The sequence below is a fragment of the Nonlabens ponticola genome (assembly GCF_003966335.1).
Classification (GTDB): domain Bacteria; phylum Bacteroidota; class Bacteroidia; order Flavobacteriales; family Flavobacteriaceae; genus Nonlabens; species Nonlabens ponticola.
This window is the reverse complement of sequence record NZ_CP034549.1, coordinates 1-20,088: the sequence shown is the minus strand read 5'-3', so window position 1 is coordinate 20,088 and position 20,088 is coordinate 1. Positions and strand designations below refer to the sequence as shown.

General features: G+C 40.3%; 14 protein-coding genes and 5 pseudogenes. 12 read left to right on the top strand and 7 right to left on the bottom strand.

What is annotated here, in order from left to right; genetic code table 11:
* The first annotated feature begins 17 nt into the window (after nt 1–17).
* The 3 genes from EJ995_RS00095 (at nt 18) to EJ995_RS00085 (ending at nt 5,878) form a co-directional block, all read left to right on the top strand.
* Nucleotides 18–950, top strand: a complete 933-nt coding sequence (locus tag EJ995_RS00095; RefSeq protein WP_241234654.1) for a PorP/SprF family type IX secretion system membrane protein — start codon at nt 18–20, stop codon at nt 948–950.
* A gap of 2 nt (nt 951–952) precedes the next feature.
* Nucleotides 953–2,932, top strand: a complete 1,980-nt coding sequence (locus EJ995_RS00090) for an OmpA family protein (protein ID WP_126444420.1) — start codon at nt 953–955, stop codon at nt 2,930–2,932.
* A gap of 102 nt (nt 2,933–3,034) precedes the next feature.
* Nucleotides 3,035–5,878, top strand: a complete 2,844-nt coding sequence (locus EJ995_RS00085) for a M16 family metallopeptidase (protein ID WP_126444418.1) — start codon at nt 3,035–3,037, stop codon at nt 5,876–5,878.
* Nucleotides 5,879–5,955: 77 nt separating this feature from the next.
* On the opposite strand, the gene EJ995_RS00080 is transcribed toward EJ995_RS00085, so the two are convergent.
* The 3 genes from EJ995_RS00080 to EJ995_RS00070 all read right to left on the bottom strand — a co-directional run bounded on the left by EJ995_RS00080 (nt 5,956) and on the right by EJ995_RS00070 (nt 8,893).
* Nucleotides 5,956–6,609: a fasciclin domain-containing protein gene (locus tag EJ995_RS00080; protein ID WP_126444416.1), complete on the bottom strand. Its 654-nt coding sequence runs from the start codon at nt 6,607–6,609 to the stop codon at nt 5,956–5,958.
* Between the two features lie 184 nt (nt 6,610–6,793).
* Nucleotides 6,794–7,651 (bottom strand): OmpA/MotB family protein, encoded by an 858-nt coding sequence (locus EJ995_RS00075; RefSeq protein WP_126444414.1) that lies wholly within the window; start codon nt 7,649–7,651, stop codon nt 6,794–6,796.
* A gap of 192 nt (nt 7,652–7,843) precedes the next feature.
* Nucleotides 7,844–8,893, bottom strand: coding sequence for a mechanosensitive ion channel family protein (locus tag EJ995_RS00070; RefSeq protein ID WP_317126819.1), 1,050 nt, complete (start codon nt 8,891–8,893; stop codon nt 7,844–7,846).
* 109 nt (nt 8,894–9,002) lie between these two features.
* Between EJ995_RS00070 and era the strand changes: the two genes are divergently transcribed.
* The 6 genes and pseudogenes from era (at nt 9,003) to dnaG (ending at nt 15,662) form a co-directional block, all read left to right on the top strand.
* Nucleotides 9,003–9,893, top strand: coding sequence for a GTPase Era (gene era / locus EJ995_RS00065; protein ID WP_126444413.1), 891 nt, complete (start codon nt 9,003–9,005; stop codon nt 9,891–9,893).
* Between the two features lie 248 nt (nt 9,894–10,141).
* Nucleotides 10,142–10,705 (top strand): RNA polymerase sigma factor, encoded by a 564-nt coding sequence (locus tag EJ995_RS00060; RefSeq protein ID WP_126444411.1) that lies wholly within the window; start codon nt 10,142–10,144, stop codon nt 10,703–10,705.
* A gap of 4 nt (nt 10,706–10,709) precedes the next feature.
* Nucleotides 10,710–11,453 carry a hypothetical protein gene (locus tag EJ995_RS00055; protein ID WP_126444409.1) on the top strand — a complete coding sequence of 248 codons (744 nt, stop codon included), beginning with the start codon at nt 10,710–10,712 and terminating at the stop codon, nt 11,451–11,453.
* Between the two features lie 77 nt (nt 11,454–11,530).
* On the top strand, nt 11,531–12,682 hold the full coding sequence (locus tag EJ995_RS00050; protein ID WP_126444407.1) for a hypothetical protein: 1,152 nt from the start codon (nt 11,531–11,533) through the stop codon (nt 12,680–12,682).
* A 96-nt stretch (nt 12,683–12,778) separates the two neighbouring features.
* The gene (locus EJ995_RS00045; RefSeq protein WP_126444405.1) at nt 12,779–13,552 is read left to right on the top strand and encodes a hypothetical protein; all 774 of its coding nucleotides are present in this window, start codon (nt 12,779–12,781) and stop codon (nt 13,550–13,552) included.
* Nucleotides 13,553–13,705: 153 nt separating this feature from the next.
* Nucleotides 13,706–15,662 (top strand): annotated as a pseudogene (gene dnaG, locus EJ995_RS00040) (DNA primase).
* Here dnaG and EJ995_RS00035 read toward each other — a convergent pair.
* Nucleotides 15,659–16,228: a LuxR C-terminal-related transcriptional regulator gene (locus tag EJ995_RS00035; protein ID WP_126444403.1), complete on the bottom strand. Its 570-nt coding sequence runs from the start codon at nt 16,226–16,228 to the stop codon at nt 15,659–15,661. The pseudogene dnaG and the gene EJ995_RS00035 sit on opposite strands and share 4 nt — an antisense overlap.
* A 151-nt stretch (nt 16,229–16,379) precedes the next feature.
* A pseudogene (gene nadE / locus EJ995_RS00030) lies at nt 16,380–17,167 on the bottom strand (NAD(+) synthase).
* A 222-nt stretch (nt 17,168–17,389) separates the two neighbouring features.
* On the opposite strand from nadE, the gene gldB reads away from it, so the two are divergent.
* The 3 genes and pseudogenes from gldB (at nt 17,390) to EJ995_RS00015 (ending at nt 18,775) form a co-directional block, all read left to right on the top strand.
* The gene (gene gldB / locus EJ995_RS00025) at nt 17,390–18,190 is read left to right on the top strand and encodes a gliding motility lipoprotein GldB (RefSeq protein ID WP_126444401.1); all 801 of its coding nucleotides are present in this window, start codon (nt 17,390–17,392) and stop codon (nt 18,188–18,190) included.
* Between the two features lie 2 nt (nt 18,191–18,192).
* Nucleotides 18,193–18,536: pseudogene (gene gldC / locus EJ995_RS00020) on the top strand (gliding motility protein GldC).
* Nucleotides 18,537–18,544: 8 nt separating this feature from the next.
* Nucleotides 18,545–18,775 (top strand): DUF3820 family protein, encoded by a 231-nt coding sequence (locus tag EJ995_RS00015; protein WP_126444399.1) that lies wholly within the window; start codon nt 18,545–18,547, stop codon nt 18,773–18,775.
* Here EJ995_RS00015 and yihA read toward each other — a convergent pair.
* Nucleotides 18,769–19,373: pseudogene (gene yihA, locus EJ995_RS00010) on the bottom strand (ribosome biogenesis GTP-binding protein YihA/YsxC). The gene EJ995_RS00015 and the pseudogene yihA overlap by 7 nt on opposite strands.
* A gap of 25 nt (nt 19,374–19,398) precedes the next feature.
* Nucleotides 19,399–20,086 (bottom strand): annotated as a pseudogene (locus EJ995_RS00005) (alpha/beta fold hydrolase); the annotation flags it as partial.
* Nucleotides 20,087–20,088 lie beyond the last annotated feature (2 nt).

The following is a 20,088-nucleotide window of genomic DNA, read 5'->3' as shown; positions in this document are numbered from 1 at the left end:
ATAACAAAATACAATCGATGAAATATTTGATAGCCGTGTTTCTCTTTTCTCTTTCTATTAAAGGAATAGCGCAACAGGATGCACAGTACACACAGTATATGTACAACACTTTGTCTATAAATCCAGCATACGCAGGAAACAGAGGTATGTTCAGTGCAATACTGTTGCACAGAAGTCAGTGGGTAGGTCTCGACGGTGCTCCAGAAACTCAAAGTCTAAGTTTACACAGTCCAGTTGGGTTTGGTAAAGTAGGATTAGGACTTTCTATTGTCAACGATAAGCTAGGACCTACCAGCGAGACTTACTTTAATGGTGATGTTAGTTATACCATTGATACAGGTTACAATAGCAAGCTTAGCTTTGGGGTCAAATTAGGTGCGCACGTCCTGGACGTAAACTTTGATGAATTGCAGCGTTTTGATTTAGATGATGCAGCTTTTGAGCAAAACATCGACAACAAGCTTTCGCCTAATATTGGTACAGGTATTTACTTTCATACCGACAAGTTTTATGCAGGTTTGAGTGCACCCAATTTATTGCGCAATGAGCATTTTGAAGAGTCCAATAACAACAATACGGCATCCTTTGTAGCAAGAGAACGTATTCATTATTATTTGACATCAGGATATGTATTTGACATCAATCCCAATTTGATGTTCAAGCCTAGCACAATGATCAAGGCAGTCTCAGGAGCACCTTTACAAGTCGATGTAACTGCAAACTTTTTGATTAATGAGCGACTTACATTAGGAGCTGCTTACAGATGGGATGCTGCGGTAAGTGGCTTACTTGGGTATCAGATAAGTAATCAATTTCAAATAGGATTGGCTTACGATCGTGAAACTACAGATTTAGGTAACACTCAATTCAACGACGGTAGTTTTGAGGTATTCTTAAGGTATGAACTTACTAGAGATTACGATAAGCTATTGACTCCTAGATTCTTTTAATCATGAAAAAACACAACTTGAAAAACTTGCTTAGGGTTCCCGTTATTCTGTTTTTTCTAGTAGTGACCTTTGCGCAGGCGCAAAAAGCAGACTCACCACGAGCAGAGCGCAAGGTAGAGAAGTACGCGTTTATTGAGGCACGTGACATCTATCAGCGTATGGCAGATCGTGGTTTTAAGAGTGTTGAGATATTTTCAAATCTCGGTGATTCTTACTATTTCAATAACGATTATAGTAATGCTTTAAAATGGTATAATCAGCTATTTAAACTAGATCAAAAAAGCATTCCTACAGTATATTTCTTTAGATATGCACAGGCACTTAAAAGCGATAAGCAATACGATAAGGCAAATCAAATATTATCTGGATTCAATGTAGTAGGTCTTAAGGATTCAAGGCTTAGTGCGGCTCGCAATATGCCTAATTTTTTAACTATTATCGATTTTCAAAAAGGTAGGTTTGAGGTAGAAAAAGTTTCTGTCAATAGTGACGAGCAAGATTTTGGGACGGCTTATTATGGTCCTGATAAAGTCGTTTTTGCAAGTGCCCGTGATACTGGAGTTTTTTACAAAAGAACCCATTCTTGGAATGAGCGCTATTTTCTTGATCTATACATCGCAGATAGAGATGCTGAAGGTAAACTATCAAACCCAGAAAAGTTTGACAAGCGCATCAACTCAATACTACATGAGAGCACGCCAACCTTTACTGCAGATTTGAATACCATGTATTTCACCAGGAATAATTACCAGAAAGGTGATCTCGAGCGCGACGATGAAAATGTCAATCGTTTACAGATTTTCAAATCAGTTAAAAAAGATGGTAAATGGTCCAGACCTGAAAGAACACCATTCTCTGATGAAGATTACACCACATCACATCCAGCACTAACACCAGATGGTAAATACCTTTATTTCTCAAGCAATATGCTGGGAACTATGGGTATGGAAAGCAAATTTAAAGAAACTGACATATGGCGCGTCGCTATTAATGAAGACGGTAGCTATGGCGAGCCAGAGAATATGTCACCAATTAATACAGAAGGCCGTGAAAGCTATCCCTACATCAGCCGTAGCGGCAATCTGTACTTTGCCAGTAATGGTTTACAAGGACTAGGTGGTCTAGATATTTTTGTGAGTACAATTAATGACGATGGCAGTTTGAGTAATCCAGTAAACATAGGCGAGCCTGCAAATAGTACTGACGATGATTTTGCATTTATAATTGATGAAGGTAATGACACTGGCTATTTCAGTTCTAATAGGATAGGTGGCGGTAATGATGATGAAATCTATCGCTTCATTCAATTAGAGGATTTGCGTGAAACTTGTGAGCAGTTCGTTACCGGCACAATTACCGATAAGCAAACTGGAGTACCTTTAGAAAACGCCGTAATAAACGTGATTGATGTCAATAATAATATCGTGGCGTCTCGTAGGACCAGAGACAACGGTAAATTTGCTTTTAAATTAGCTTGTGATAAGACTTATTTTGTTCGAGGTGAAAAACGAGCTTACAACACTGCAGAGGAGCTTGTAAACACTCCAACAGTAACAAGCAATATTGATGTTCCTTTAGCGCTACAGCCTACAACGATTACAGGTAAAGTAGGTGACGATCTTGCAAAACTATTGAATCTCAATCCTATTTATTTTGACTTTGATCGTTCATTCATACGTGAGGATGCAGAGCTTGAACTACAAAAAGTTCTTGCCGTCCTAGAGGATAATCCTACCATGAAAATCGATATAAGGTCACATACTGACAGTCGAGGTAATGATGATTACAATGAGAAATTATCCAGCCGTCGCGCAATGAGTACCATGAACTACCTTATCTCAAAAGGTGTTGATGCGAGTCGATTAACCTCCAAAGGTTATGGCGAGTACCAACTTATCAATGAGTGTTCTAATGGAGTTAAGTGTAGTGAAGAGCAGCACCAACTCAATAGAAGATCAGAGTTTATAATTGTAGAGAGGTAGATGCCTTGTTACGCTTTCGCGAAAGCGTAATCCATAAAAATCATTGTAACAAAAGCCGCTATCATAGCGGCTTTATTTATGCAGTTCACTTAATTTCATATCATGAAAAATATAACCACCATGTTAAAGCACTCAGCGTTATTACTAGTCTTGCTTGCCTTTTTTATCACCTCATGCAAGCAAAAGAACGAGGAATCTACAACCACTAATGAATCGCTTGATGTAAACATCGAGAAATACACGCTTGATAATGGACTGACCGTAGTGCTACATACTGATACGTCTGATCCAGTCGTGGCAGTGGCGCTAACAACACATGTAGGTAGTGCGAGAGAAGTAAAGGGACGTACAGGTTTTGCACACTTATTTGAACATCTACTATTCCTGGAATCTGAAAACCTGGGAAGAGGTGGTTTGGACGCCATGAGTGCTCGCATAGGTGGATCTGGTGCCAACGGTTCCACAAATCGGGATAGGACAAATTATTACCAGACGGTACCTAATGATGCGCTAGAAAAAATGATCTGGGCAGAGGCTGATAAACTTGGGTATTTTATCAATACAGTGACTCAACCAGTGCTTGCCAAAGAAAAGCAAGTGGTAAAAAACGAGAAGCGTCAAGGTGTGGATAATCAACCGTATGGCCACGAGGATTATGTAATCGATCGCAATCTGTATCCTGAAAATCATCCATATCATTGGCAGGTCATAGGCTCACTGGAAGATTTACAAAACGCCACGCTAGAAGATGTTAAACAATTTTACGGTAAGTATTATACGCCTAGAAATACGGTACTCACAATCGCAGGAGATTTTGAAAAAGCTCAGGCAAAAGAATGGATAGAAAAATACTTTGGTGAGATACCAACTGGAGAAAAGCTTGAAGAGCAAAGCGTTCCTGCTGTGGCATTAGCTAATTCAAAGCGCTTGATGTATGAAGATAACTTTGCCAGGTTGCCACAATTGAGCATGACCTGGCCTGGCGTCAAGCAATACAGTAAGGACTACTATGCTCTTAATATGCTTGTCAGATATATGTCAGACGGTAAAGCAGCACCTTTAAATCAAGTACTCATTGATAGTTTGAATATGGCGACCCGTGTATCCATGAGAAATAATTCTGGTGAGCTTGCAGGCGATGTAAAGTTGACCGTTAGAGCGTTTGAGGAGGTGGATCTAGACAGTGTTCATGATGCAGTGATGAATACGTTTGCAAATTATAATCAAAATCCAATCACGAGTGAAGCGTTAGAACGCATTAAGACTCAAAACGAGACTCAATTTTACCGCGGTCTTTCCAGCGTACTTGGCAAGGGATTCCAGCTTGCACAATATGAAATTTTTGCTGGCGATGCTGCGTTTATTAACAAAGATCTTGAAAACATCAAATCAGTAACGGTAAATGATGTGAATCGAGTGTTCAAAAAATACATTAAGGACAAACCATACATTGCTACTAGTTTTGTGCCTCGTGGTGCTAGTTCACTAGCATTAAAAGATTCAAAAATGGCAACGGTAGTAGAAGAAGTAATTGTCAATAATGCCAATGATAATGTGGATCCCAATGTTGTCGCAACTTACGAGAAAACACCATCGTCCTTTGATCGTAGTATAGAACCAGCTTACGGTGCAGAACCTTCACTAAAAGTTCCAGAAGTATGGACTGATAGTTTATCAAGTGGTATTAAGATCTACGGGATTACTAATGACGAGGTACCCTTAGTCACTTTTAATATGGAAATAGCAGGTGGACAATTATTAGAGCCTGCAGATAAGGCTGGTGCCGCTAGACTAACTGCCTTGTTAATGCTTAAAGGAACTCAAGATAAAAGTGTGCAACAGCTAGAAGAAGCGCTTGATGATCTGGGAACGAGCATCAATATTTTTGCAGGAAATGAATCAGTCACTACTACGGGTACCACATTGGCACGCAATTATGATAAAACCATGGAGCTTGTTGAAGAAATACTGCTACAACCACGTTGGGATGAAGAAGAGTTTGAAATACTCAAGAAACAAGCCTTGAGCGCTATTGAAGAGCAGCTGGGTAATCCTAATGCCATCGCGTCTTCTAAATATTATAAGGCGCTCTACGGTGACGATCACGTATTATCACACAGCGGCCTAGGAACAGTAGAAACAGTTGGCAGTTTGTCGATCAATGACCTTAAGCAATACTATGCAACGGCGATGGCACCATCAAATACATCTTTTATGGTGGTAGGTGATATAGATCAAGATTCCATCGGTCAGTCATTAACCAGTTTAAATGAGCGCTGGACGACCGTTGGTATGGAAATACCGGTTTATGACCCAGCACCAGCCATTAGTGAGCCAATCGTTTTATTTTATGATGTTCCTGGTGCAAAACAATCGGTATTGAGATTCGGGAACCCATCAATTTCTGCGATGCATCCAGATTATTATGCGGTAGAGGTCATGAACTATCGTTTAGGCGGTGGTGGATTTGCAAGCCAATTGATGCAACAGTTGCGTGAAGCAAAAGGTTACACCTATGGCATAGGCTCTAGATTTACAGGAAACGAGGACCTAGGTGAATTTACATTGAGCAGTGGTGTGCGCAGCAATGTCACGTTAGAGTCAACTGCTCTAATAAGAAATATATTGAGAAACTATGCCAATTCTTATAGTGACCAGGATCTTGAGGTGACAAAGAGCTACATGGTCAAATCAAGTGCCAGAGAGTATGAAACCGCAGGAGCAAAATTGCAATTACTTAATACGATGCAGTCATTTGACAAACCTGCAGACTATGCCTTACAGCAACAACAATATGTTAGAAATTTAACGGTAGAGCAAGTGAAGGTTCTCGCCCAGCAGTACATCAATCCAGATGCTATGTATTATGTTATTGTAGGCGATGCAGCCACACAATTTGAACGACTTAAACAACTTAACATCAAGAATATAAAGTTGATCAAGTAAGAGCAATTAATTGTGTACCATAAAAAAAGCCTGAAGCATCGCTTCAGGCTTTCTAATTTTTAAAAGGACGTTAACTCCTAGCTAGCTGGCATCAATACTGCATCTACTGCATGTACTACACCATTAGATTGCTTGATGTCTGCAACTACTACAGTTGCTTTTCCACCTTTAGCATCAGTAATAACTACATTACCACCTTCAATAGCTGCTGTTAGTTTACCACCGTTTACCGTGTCCACAGTTACGCTACCGTTGTTGTCTTGAATCATTTTAGTCAATGATGCTGCATCAACGTTACCGCTTACCACGTGGTAAGTTAAGATACCAGAAAGAGTTTCTTTGTTCTCTGGCTTCAATAATGTGCTTACAGTTCCATCAGGTAGTGCTGCAAATGCATCATCTACCGGTGCAAATACTGTAAATGGACCATCACTGTTAAGAGTCTCTACAAGACCAGCTGCTTTTACTGCCGCTACAAGAGTTGTCAAGTTGTTAGCTTTTGAAGCATTCTCAACGATAGTCTGATCTTGGTACATTTTTGCACCACCTACCATCATTGCGTTGTCTTCACGCTCTTTCATTTTTTGCTCTTCCATGGCTACAGAGTCTGCTGCGCGCTGCTCCATTTCCATTTTTTCTTTTTCTGCTTTTTCTTTCTCTGCATCATTACAGGAAACAAGTGTAACTGTTCCTGCGATCAATGCGATACTCAATACTTTTGTAAAATTCATAATTGTTGATTTAATTGTGAATCAAAGGTATATGAGGATGCGCTCGCACGCATCGCTCATAACGTTTGTTTACCAATAGATTAAAGGATATTTAACAATTTAGACCTTGCCTTTAACGGCGCGTTATACATGAGTCAGCTGGCCGCGTGTTAAATACAAGATCAATGAAAATTAAAAAGAATTGCTAATTAACAATTTGAGTCTCACTTTCTAGCATTCCAAAGAATTTATCGAGATCTGGCATGATGATGATTTGGGTTCTCCTGTTGCGCGCTCGATTCTCATTGCTATCGTTTGCTGCAACTGGATCATAACTTGCTCTACCTGCAACGATTAATTGCTCGTTGGGCACCTCAAATTTAGTTGACAATCTTCTAGCGATTGCCGCAGCACGTTCTGTACTCAGGTCCCAATTGTCTTTGATGTAGCTGCCTTCTCGCACAGTGCGACTATCGGTATGTCCTTCAATTAGAACCTCTAGTGACGGCTCGCTATTGACGACTTGTGCGATTTTTTCAAGGATATCATCCGCCTTGTTGCCAACACGGTAACTACTGTCGTTAAATAGCATTTCATCGGCGATCTCAATCATGACTACGGTGTTTTCTATCTTCATGTCAATGTTCTTGCCTTCATTGACGCCAGATAGTCGCTGGCTCATTTTATATGATATGGCAAGATTTACACTGTCCTTGAGTGTTGTGGCTCCTGATAATTTTTCGCTAGGCACATTTTGTAATGTACGACGCATGGCCGCCTTGTTCTTATCGCTTAACACAAGGTCACCATCTGCAGTCTTGACCATCATGCCTTCTTGCGATGCTTGTAGAGATGCGATTTTCTCGTTGTAGCGATCCACGCGTTGTTCGATAGCCTCAAATCTTGCCTCAAGATCTTCTTTAGCTACTCGAGTTTTCACAAGCTCTGATCGAGTGTTATTGTAATCGTTTTCAAGTTCTGTGTATTTTTTCTTTGATACACAACTTACTGTCATTGCAGCAGCTACAAGGGATGCAGCAACTACTTTTGGGTAGTTTTTCATTTTTTAGGGTTTTAAGGTATGGTTACAACCTTTTTTTGGCTCGCTTATTTTGTTGACATGCTTATTCTTTTGTTAAGATTGATTATTCATGTCATGGTTTTGGTGATGATTTTGCTTTCGCGAAAGCGTAATTCACAAAAAATCCTGCTTATTACAAGCAGGATTTAATCTCAAATAATTTATAACAAGTTGCTACTCTTCTTCAGCAGAAGATTGGGTCTTGTCATTTCCTTTCTTCTTGCTTTTTGACGGTTGGTTCATTGTGAGCTCGTTGTCAAATTGCAGCGTACGTATTGGGAATGGAATATTAATATCCTCGTTATCATAAGCCTTTTTAATTGCCATGATAGCCTTACTGGTCGATGTTAATCGTTCGATACCACGCTCTGCATTGTACCAAAATCGCAACATAAAATTGATACTACTGTCGCCGAATTCACGGTAGTAAAACTCTACATCTTCTGGCTTTTCTACATCTTCAAACGCATCGCTTATTGCTTTACACGCAACATCCTTGGCATGTTGTAAGTCTGTCTCATAACCAACACCGCACTCAATGATGATACGCATTTTATCAGTCAATGATGCGTTCTTCATAGGGTTTTCTAATACCATCTTGTTGGGAATGATGACTAGATTATTGTCAGGCTCTTTTACTACGGTGGTGCTCAATTTTATATCCACGATCTCGCCTTCATAACCATTTGTGGTTACCCAATCGCCTATGCGCACTTGCTTACGGAAGGATAACACTACACCACTAACGGTGTTAGATAATGTGCCTTGCAAGGCAAGACCTACCACTAGACCAGATATACCAGCACCGGCGATGATACCGCTTACTAGATCGTCTAGGTTCATGACACTCAACGCTATAAAAATACCTGCAAGCACAACGATGACCGCTGCAAACTTACCTGCGATTCTCTTGATGCTTTTTTGTGGTACTCGATGGTTAAGTAATTTTTGAACACCTGTATTGACCCATCTAGAAACAAAAAATGCTACTACTAGAAATACGATCGCTACGGCAAGGTTGGGTAGGTTTTCTATAAAACTGGTGTACCACGATTCTAGCTGTCCTAGAATAAGCTCAACGGCATCTTTACCTTTCTCGGCACCATTGGCAGCTTTATCGGCTGCACTACCACCAGACTCTGAACCGCCTGATCCAGATCCGCCTGAATTTTCTTTGGATTTATCTTGAGCCGCTTGGGCTAATTGTAAAATTGTCAACATCATATCTTTCAAAAATAATTTTTTGAATCCATGATACTATGCGCTTAACAATATTTTACCGCTTGGTGATAACGCTGGCGTCATTGATTTTTAATTGGACTAACTTTACAGTATGGAACACAAGGCAGGATTTGTAAATATTGTAGGAAACCCTAATGTAGGTAAGAGCACGCTCATGAATGCTCTGGTAGGTGAGCGTTTGTCTATCATTACTAGTAAGGCTCAAACTACTAGACATAGGATTCTAGGTATTGTAAATGGTGATGACTTCCAGATGGTATTGAGCGATACACCTGGTATTATGAAACCAGCTTACAAGCTGCAAGAGAGCATGATGGATTTTGTCAAGAATGCTTTTGAAGATGCAGACTGCATCTTGTATATGGTAGAGCTAGGTGAGAAAGAGCTCAAAAATGAAGACTTTGAAAAGCGATTAACCTTTGCGGAAGTTCCGGTTATTGTACTCATCAACAAAATTGACAAAGGCGACGAGAACCAATTATCAGAAGCTTTGTCCCATTGGAAAGAGCGTTTGCCTAATGCTGAGATTTTTGCCATAAGTGCACTTGAAAACTTTGGTGTACCGCAATTGCTTAACCGCATTATAGAATTACTACCAGTTTCTCCGGCTTATTATCCCAAGGATGCTCTTACTGACAAGCCAGAACGCTTTTTTGTCAATGAGAGCATACGCGAGAAAATCCTGATTCATTACAAGAAAGAAATTCCGTATTCAGTAGAAATTGATACTGAGGAGTTTTTTGAGGACGAGAATATCATCCGCATACGATCAGTTATTATGGTGGAGCGCGAGACTCAAAAAGGAATCATTATAGGTCATAAAGGGACAGCGGTAAAACGCGTAGGCGTTGAGGCAAGGAAGGATCTTGAGAAATTCTTCGGCAAGCAAGTCCATCTTGAGTTGTATGTAAAAGTGAATAAGAACTGGCGTAGTGATGAGAAACAATTAAGGCGTTTTGGCTATAAAGGTGATAACAAGTAGGCTTTTTAGTTGATGGTCTGTTTCATGTTTCCTTGGATTTTCAAGTTTAGGTTTAAAATTGAGGACCGCGCCTCTCAACGTCCAAGTTTCCATTAGAAAAATAAACTTTTCCCTCTTGGGAAATGCCACGGCGCAGCCGTTACAACCGAGCTCACGTAAGAGTAAGCAGAGAATACTATCATTTTTTCACCTCACCAGACAACCTTTCAAATGCACCTGTGTCTATGTAAATAGAAAGCATGTAAATTGTGAAGGTGATTCAGCTATACACTAACGAGAAAAAACTTATCGAGCGAGCCGCAAAGGGTGATCGCAAGTCGCAACGTCGACTATACGATAAGCACGCTGGTAAAATGCTGAGTGTTTGCCGCCAATACATCTCACCTATAGAGAGCGCAGAAGAAATCATGCTCAATGGTTTTTTAAAGGTGTTTACTAAGCTGGATACTTTTAACCACGAAGGAAGTTTTGAAGGTTGGGTGCGACGCATCATGATACGTGAATGTCTTAACTGCCTACGTAAAAAGCAAACCTATAAATGGAGTAGTGAGATCGATGACGATCAGTTTGAAGATGTGGTTGAAGATGATAGTGAAGATGTGCCACTTGATCAAATCCAGCAATGCATCGACACCTTGCCAGATGGTTATAAAAGTGTTTTTGTAATGTTTGCACTAGACGGTTTAAAACATCGCGAGATTGCCATCATGCTATCCATAAGTGAGAATACCAGCAAAAGTCAATACCGCAAGGCGCGATTGATGTTACAAGAACAATTGACCCTATTAAAGAAGAAACATTATGAAGCTTGAGAATATGAAGAAGAAATTTGATAACCGTGAGATCCAGCCTAGCGCAGACTCTTGGGATCGATTATCAGGAATGCTAGATGCAGAACAGAAAAGCACCAATGAAAAACCGGTGATTTATTGGCTAGGCGCGATAGCGGCCATATTGATTTTAGGATTGATTGCAGTACCAGTGATTACTTCAAATAATGAAATGAGCTCGTCACCAGAAAATACAGTTGTATTGGAAAATGATGTTAGTAGCGAATCAGTCATAACAACTGAACCAGATGCGGAAGAAGTTAAGTCAAGTAAAAGAAAGCCGTTCCTACAAGAAGCTATAGTTGTTGCAGAACCCAAGCGAATAAAAAAAGACACCAAACGATCCACAAGCACTGTCAAAGAAAGAAACAAATCGAAATCACAATCATACAAATCTTCAATTGCTACGCAATCTGAACCGATAGAAGCCATTGCCATCATTGAAGAGCCATCCACAATGGATGAACCCGCAGATGACATCGTTAGTTCTAAAGCAGCTGATGTTGCACTCTCACCAAAGGACGAAGCTAATAGATTATTAGATCAAGCCTTACAAAGCAAGGCAACGAAAACCATGATCACCAACGCGTCAATAAATCCTCAACAACTACTGCGAGAAACGGAATGGGATCTGGAAGCGAGACGACAGGACAGGCTTCAAAATATTGTCGAGGACGGCTTTAAAATTTTGAAACGTGAAGCGGTAGCGCTTATCGATAGCAGAAATTAAACCACAATACATAAATCAATAATAATCAGCATTTTAATTAGTGCCGACAGGAATTCAATATCAAAAAAACAAGCATCATGAAAAATCAAAAATTACTTATCACATTAACTTTATCATTTGCTGGCATCCTTTTAAGCCGTTCGCAGAATTTAAAAACGGGAGTTCAGGAAGGTGAATATTACGTGGTTACCGACACCGTAGATGGAAAAGTTTCGAAGTTTTATTATAATTCTGAAAAGGCTTTCTTGAGAAGTGAAACCAAAAGATTGGAACGCATTGATGAACTTAAGGAAGATAGACGTCTTTACGAATCTAATCAGCGCACTGAATTAGCCGAGAAAATAGAAAAGATAAATCAGCGTCAGGAGCAAAATGATGCTTACACAGCCGCGATGGCAAGCAGAGATAAAGAGCTTACCGCACAGACTTATGCAGATAAAATTGACGCATACAATAAGCTTATTGAAGCAAAGTTAAAATTTGAATCTACTGAATTGAATTATGCTTCCCTTGGCAGTGATGGCGTAAAGCTATTGAACAACACGGCAATGGAGTTTGAAATAGGTAAGAACACTAATAAATATAAAAAGCAAATCAAAACTACATCTGGCTTGTCTTTAGGCTTTGGGTATAACTTTATTGATGGTAATGACTTAGGAATTGACGATTTCAGTTATGGAAACAACAACTACTTTTCCCTAGGTATAACTTGGATCACTGCATTGAATAAGAGTCAGACGATACGCTGGCGATACGGTGTAGAATACCAAACACAAGGAACTGAGCTTAATGGAAATAGAGCTTTTACGATTGATGATCCTGATAATACCCAGATTGAGCGATTGACTTTTAACGCGGATAAAGCGAAGTTCAGACAAGATCAATTCGTATTTCCTATGCACTTGGAATTTGGTCCACGCTATAAAAAAACCTACGAGGATGGTCGCGAGAGATATTACAATTATGATCAGCTCAAATTTGGTATAGGTGGTTATGCTGGTTTCAATTTGAGTAGCAGACTTAAGTATAAATATGATCTAGCAGGCGCAGATATCAAACAGACTACAATTAATGCATTTGACAATCAAGTACTGGTCTATGGAGTTGATGCATATGTTGGGTTTGACTCATGGTCATTATTTGGTAGGCTTGGCTTAAATGACATATTTCAATCCGGATCTGTTGATGGGCAGTACGTGGCTTTTGGTATTAGATTACAGACAGACTAAGGTAAGACCAAGATAAGTTTTCATGTTAGCTAGTAAAGAACCCTTTCAATTATCGCAAGGGTTCTTTTATCTTTAATGAAATTAAAACAAAAACCTATGAAAAAATTCTTTCTCTCATCAATTTGCTTACTTGCATTTACACTGTCCTACGCGCAGGATGATAACGATGACGATCAGGACACTCAAGAAGTGCCTAGCGACTTTCTAGACGCTTTTGATAGCTCACGAGAGGACCGCGATGTAAAAACGGTCACCAATGGTGTTTTTGCTGTTGGCTGGAATCAAGCATTAGGCGATGACAACGGTATTGGCGAGGACTACCGCTTTTGGGGTTCTGGGATATGGGAGCTTGGATTGGAGTTCAGCACTAAAGTAAACAAGGCAAACACCGTACGTTTCAATTACGGTTTGTCGTTTCAATGGCAAACGCTGCGCATTAACGATAATAAAGAGTTTGAGACTAGCGGTGACGTTACTAGATTACAACCAGTCGGATTCAACGTTGATAAATCAAAATTTGAACAGCTTACCATCATTGCGCCGGTGCATCTTGAATTCGGTAAGCAGGATAAAATAACCTATGACAACGGTGTTACTAGGTACGATGATGTTGAAAGTTGGACGATAGGATTGGGTGGATACTTAGGTATCAATGCCGCGACAAACCAATTGCTCAAGTTTGAGAATGAAGGGCGCGACGTCACCACGCGACGTTACAATGATTATGAGATGGAAGATTTTGTCTATGGTCTTAGTGCCTACGTTGGTAACGGCGCATTACAAATTTTTGCAAAATATGGTCTCAATAGTATTTTTAAGGATTCACCTGTAGATCAACAGTACGCCAGCATCGGCTTTAGATTTAGATAAGACAACAGCCTTTTTATTGCAGGATTGTTAATGGTTTTTACGCTTTCGCGAAAGCGTGACCATCAATAATCCCTATTTTTACGATCCTACTTTTTGGGACGTCAACTATCTGTGTTGATATAAAAATTGGGGTGAACCAGCAAAAATTAAGAGTTGATATCAAGAGCTACCATAGATGCCGTTTTTGACACCGCAAGGGTAGAAGAGGTGATAGGTGATTTTGTGCAGCTCAAGAAATCAGGATCCAACTTCAAGGGCCTGAGCCATTTTCAGACGAGCGCACACCTAGTTTTATGGTGTCGCCCGTCAAGCAAATATGGAAGGATTTTTCATCAGGTAAAGGCGGTACGGCAGTATCCTTTATCATGGAGCACGAGCATCTCACGTATCCCGAAGCCATAAAATACCTCGCCAAAAAGTACGGTATTGAGATCGAGGAGACTGAGCAGACTGATGAGCAAAAACAACAACAGGACGAGAAGGAGTCCATGTTTATGGTCTCAAAATATACGGCACAGTGGTTTCATGATCAACTTAAAACCGGCGAAGGCAAAGCAGTAGGCTACAGCTATTTCAAAGAGCGTGGTTTTAGTGATGAGACCATTGAATTTTTCCAGCTGGGATACTCTCCAGATAATTGGAGTGCGCTTACAGATGCTGCTATCAAGGCTGGCTACAAGCTAGAGTTTCTTGAGAAAACAGGTCTCACGATTGTTAAGGAAGATAAGCAATTTGATCGCTTTAAGGGGCGCGTGATGTTTCCTATACGCAGTATGTCGGGTCGTGTGCTGGGTTTTGGCGGCAGGATATTAGACAGTTCAAAAAAAGCAGCGAAATATCTCAACTCGCCGCAAAGTGAGATCTATGACAAGTCCAAAGTACTGTACGGCATCTATGAAGCAAAACAGGCGATTGCCAAAGAGGACCTATGTTATCTAGTTGAAGGCTATACGGATGTCATCCAGCTCTATCAGGCTGGCGTTCAAAATGTGGTATCCAGCTCTGGTACAGCGCTCACGACAGACCAGATAAGGCTCATAAGCAGACTTACTAAAAACATCACTGTTTTATATGATGGTGATGCCGCTGGAATGCGCGCGCTATACGTGGTATTGACCTTATTCTTGAAGCTGGGATGAATGTGCGCGTATGCACGTTTCCTGAAGGAGAAGATCCAGATAGTTTTGCAAAATCTCACACACAAAGCGAGATACAGGAATTTTTAAGTGAGAATGCGGTAGATTTTATCAGGTTCAAATCCAGCTTGCTCAAGGATGAGGCTGCAGGCGATCCCATAAAAAAGGCAAGTATGATACGCGAGATCGTACAAAGCATTGCCAAAATACCAGACGATATCTCACGAGAGATATTTGTGCGAGAAAGTGCTGAGATCCTTGAAATAGGAGAAGACGTGCTGTTCTCGACTCTCGCCCAGGTGCGCAACGCATCCGTAACGCAAACAAGAGATAAACAGCGTCGCGATAAAGAGGTCGATAGACTCAAAAAAGTAGAGACCGTAGCCAGCGAGACTGTCGATAGAAGAGAAGTACTGGAGCGCACGCTCATCAAAATCTTACTCATGTATGGTGATCGCAGCGAGGTGTTTGAAGAGGTGTTTTATCAAGATAGCGTAGAAGGTGAAATTGAGATGGAACAGATGAAGTCTGAGCGACCAGTGTATGAAAAAATGTTTCTAGAACTACAGTCTGATGAGTTTGAGTTCAGCAATACTTACTTCAAGAATCTTTATCCTAAGCTCATCGATATGATGCTGCTGCAAGGCAAGATTGATATGAACATCGTCATGACAGAGCTTGATGATCAAGAAGCACAACTGGTAGCAGATCTCATTATGGATGAAGATAGACATGCATTGAGTCGTTGGGAAGACAAGCAAATTTTTGTCACTCAAAAAGAAGATATGATTAGTCGGTATTTGACTGAAACGATTCTAAACTTCCGTAGGTTATTGATTGATAAGAAAGTGAATGCTGCTATGGATGATATATCCAGCGATCCAGAAGCTTCTAATCTCGAAGTATTAACACAAATAAAGAACTATCAAGCTCTTTATCGTGATCTAGGTAAACGATTGAATAGGGTAATCTAGTTGGTAATTTGCAACAATCGAGACTGGTGGATCAGCTCTGCAATGTTATCTACATTCAACTTTTTGAGTAAACGAGTCTTATAAGTACTTACAGTTTTCTCATTGATGGCTAGTGATTGAGCGATCTCTTTATTGCGCTTACCTCTTGAAAGTAGGTTAAGGACCTCAATCTCTCTGGTAGAAAGTGTTTTAAATCTCAGCACTTCAGCGCTAGTGGCTTTATTGCTTTCTTTTCTTTTAATATTCTCTGATAGAAATTTCTTCCCAGCTGCAACAGTCTCAAAAGCTTTTTTCACTTCCTTGACTGATCTTGTTTTGGCAATGTACCCGTTAGCTCCAGCTTTTATGGATGAATGAGCATAAATCTCTTCTGGATGACAGCTTACTACTAGTACTTTAAGATCTGGAAACTCGGTTCTCAATTCTCTTAGAACGCCTACTCCATTAGAGTTAGGTAGATCAACTTCAAGAACAAGAATGTCTGGAGATAATTTTTGAATTTCAGATATCAAGAAACGTCCATCTTCAACCTTACCTTTAAAGTTGAATTTCTTACTGCTTTTCATCATGCTTTTGATACACGCCTAAATAGAGGATGATGATCTGCCAAAAGAACTTTCATGAACATTTGTTTGATACAAAGATAGAATCAATAAACACTTTTTACCGTTAATATTCGTAGGTAAATACGTACTTCACAGCACTTTATGGTTAAACTTATTGTAATTGAGTTGGAAATTCCCAAACAGGTATAGGTTTCATCTTGTGCTGGTTACGTCTATTCAACGTTAAATATATGTTTAAGACTTCTCTTTCACGTCCTTTAAAAGCATCTACAGTTTTATCCTTATCTACTTGTTTCATAGCCCATTCAAGCTCATCATAACTCGCGCCTATCTGGTCTTCATCGGTTTTTTCTGCACCATAAAGTCCGTCGCTGGGAGCTGCAGTCATGATGCTTTCAGGAACCTGTAAATATTTCCTAATTTATATACTTGACTTTTTAATAAATCGGCAATGGGACTTACATCGACGCCACCATCACCGTATTTGGTGTAAAATCCTACACCAAAATCTTCTACTTTATTTCCCGTACCTGCGACTAATAGTCCATTGATCCCTGCGTGATAATAAAGTGTAGTCATTCTTAATCGTGCTCTCGTGTTTCCTTGGGTTAGTGCCACCAGGTCATTCATCTCACTCTCAGGCATGGCAGCTATAAAACTGTCAAATACTGGTGTAAGGTCACTGCGCACGTCACGCACGTTGTCAAATCGCGCTTTGAGTTGTTTGATATGTTCCTGCGCACGCGTTACATGATCTTTATGCTGATGTATAGGCATCTCAACGCACAAGACATCCAGCCCTGTTAGTGCGCAAAGAGATGAGGTCACCGCGCTATCAATACCACCGCTTACTCCAACAACATATCCTTTGACGCCTGCGTTATCAGCATAATCTTTAAGCCATTTTGCAATAGCCTGTGCTACTAGATCTACCTTCATAATCGTATTTTTGTAAAAATATTCAATCTCTTTTCAACGTTCTTATGATTAACAAGATGCTAAGGGTTTTTGTAGTGTTAGCTTTCGCGAAAGCGTTATCCTCATGCACATCTTCAAGCAAACAAGAAGCCGAGATATCAAATATCCCATTGCAAGTTGAGTTTATCAAATTTCATCAAGAGTTTGACAATTTAAAACCCGCAGAATTACCAACTTTTCAAAGTGAGTATCCGGTTTTTTTTTCCTGCATCAGTTCCCGATAGCATCTGGCTAGCAAAACTTCAAGGTCGCGACACCATCCACAATCTACTCATGAATGCCGTGAATGAGGCCGATTTTAAATACGATCAACTACAGGATGAGGTAGAAGATGTGATGCGCCATGTCAAGTATTACTTTCCAGAATTTAAAGAGACTAATGTCGTCACTGTCTTGACTGAAGTTGATGACGATCTTAATGTAGTAGCCACGCCGCAATATCTTATCATAGGTATCGATAACTATCTGGGCAGCGACCATGAACTTTATGCTGGTATAAGTAGGTACAAAACTGCTCGCATGAATCCCGAGAATATCGTACCTGATGTTGCCATGGAGTATGCACAACTATTTGTGCCACCAGCTCAAGGCCGCACATTTCTAGACCAGATGATTTATCACGGTAAGTTGCTGTACCTGCAGGAACAATTTGCGCCAACTACGGCAGCTTCATATCGATTGGGATATTCTCAAGAGAAATATGATTTTGCGGTCAATAGCGAGGAACAAGTGTGGCGATACTTCATTGATAATGATGTGTTGTACAGCACCGACCAACAGTTACAAGCTAGATTTATGGCACCTGGACCTTTTTCTAAATTTTATCTAGAAATAGATAACCAGACTCCAGGTGCGATTGCACGATTCATAGGTTACAAGATCGTATCAGCTTATATGGATAACAACGTTATACAGCTAGAAGATTTAATTAGTGTGCCAGCAACGACTTTATTCAACGATTCAAAATATAAACCAGCAAGATAGTAATGAGTAAGAAGAGCAAAAGATCAGAGATACGTATAGGAATTGAGCTGGATGAGAATCGAGTTCCCGAGAACATCGTGTGGAGCGCGCCAGATGGTGGCGTGATACTGCCGTTTCAAAAGCCATGATGGTATCCATGTGGGATAGCGTCGAGAAAGAGAGCTTCCGTATTGATTTATGGACAAAGGATATGCCTGTTGACGAGATGCGTGTCTTCTTTCACCAGACACTGGTAAGCATGGCAGATACCTATCATCGAGCAACCAACGATGAGAAGATGCGTGATACGATGCTTGACTTTTGCGACTACTTTGCAGAGAAGCTGGATCTTAAGAAGGATTCCTAAAGCGACATTTGCTAGATCCAAAGTCGCTTGTTGAACTTGCATGGTACAAGATGCCTTATGGCAAATACAAAGGACAGTTCTTGAGCGATATTCCAGAGCCTTATTATATCTGGTATCGCCGCAAGGGATTTCCTGATGGTAAGCTAGGTAGATATCTTCAAACCGTTTGCGATATGAAAGTTGAAGGTATCGAGTACTTATTAAAGGATATAAGAAAGAATACCATCAACGATCACTGATTCATGTTCTCATTAATCGATTGGATGTAGTTAAGCACCTCATCGCGACCCGTTTTATGGCTGGAGCTTGTTATAAAGTAAGGTGGTATCTCTTCCCAGATGCTTTCTAGCAAAATGTTCTTGTAGACCTCTACATTACGATCTATTGCATTAGGTTTCAACTTATCAGCCTTAGTAAATATAATACTGAATGTATGCCATTAACACCAAGGTATTCCATGAACTCCATGTCAATAGGCTGTGGCTCGTGGCGTATATCGACAAGAACAAATGCACTTACCAGTTGCTCGCGTTGCTCAAAATAATTCGTAATGAATTTCTGGAACTTCTTCTTATTGACTTTGAAAACTCGTGCATATCCATAACCTGGTAGATCTACCAGATACCATTCCTTGTTGATCAAGAAGTGATTAATGAGTTGTTGTTTTCCAGGTCTTCCAGATGTTTTGGCTAGATTTTTATGGGTCTGCCAGCATATTGATCAAGAAGATTTACCCACATTGGATCTACCTATAAAGGCATATTCAGGTATACGGTTCTTAGGGCATTTTGATACGTCCTGATTGGATATAACAAACTCTGCCGTGTTGATTTTCATAACTCAGTAAGTAAAAGAATAATCTCTAGAATTGTCGCTCTTGCAACCAGCTATACAGCACCTCGTTGAACTCGTCTGGATGCTCCATCATCGCTGCGTGGCCGCACTTATCAATCCAGTACAGTTTGCTGTCAGGTAGCTTTTCATCAAACTCAATGGCAACATCTGGTGGCGTTACGCCATCCTGCTTTCCCCAAATGATACAGGTAGGCGTAGTCATGTTAGGCAAGTCCTTTGACATGTTGTGGCGTATGGCGCTTTTTGCAATGGCCAAGGTTTTAATCAATTTTTTACGATCGTTCACCACTCCAAAAACCTCATCTACAATTTCCTTAGTCGCTACCGCAGGATCATAAAATACATCTTCACTCTTCTTCTTGATATACTCATAGTCACCACGTTTAGGGTAGCTCTCGCCCATAGCACTTTCATACAAACCAGAACTTCCAGTAATAACGAGTGCTTTGATTTTTTCTGGATACAGTTTTGTAGTCACTAAACCAATGTGTCCGCCTAGCGAATTGCCTAAAAGAATGACATCTTCCAACCCTAGATGGTCAATGAATTTCTTGATGTGTTTTGCAAACGTGCCTACGCTAGTTTTAACCAGAGGCATGGTGTAAAGTGGTAAAGATGGCGCAATGACCTGATAGCCTTTTTTCTGGAAAGAAATCAATAACGCCTTGAAAATTACTCAAGCCGCCCATGAGACCAT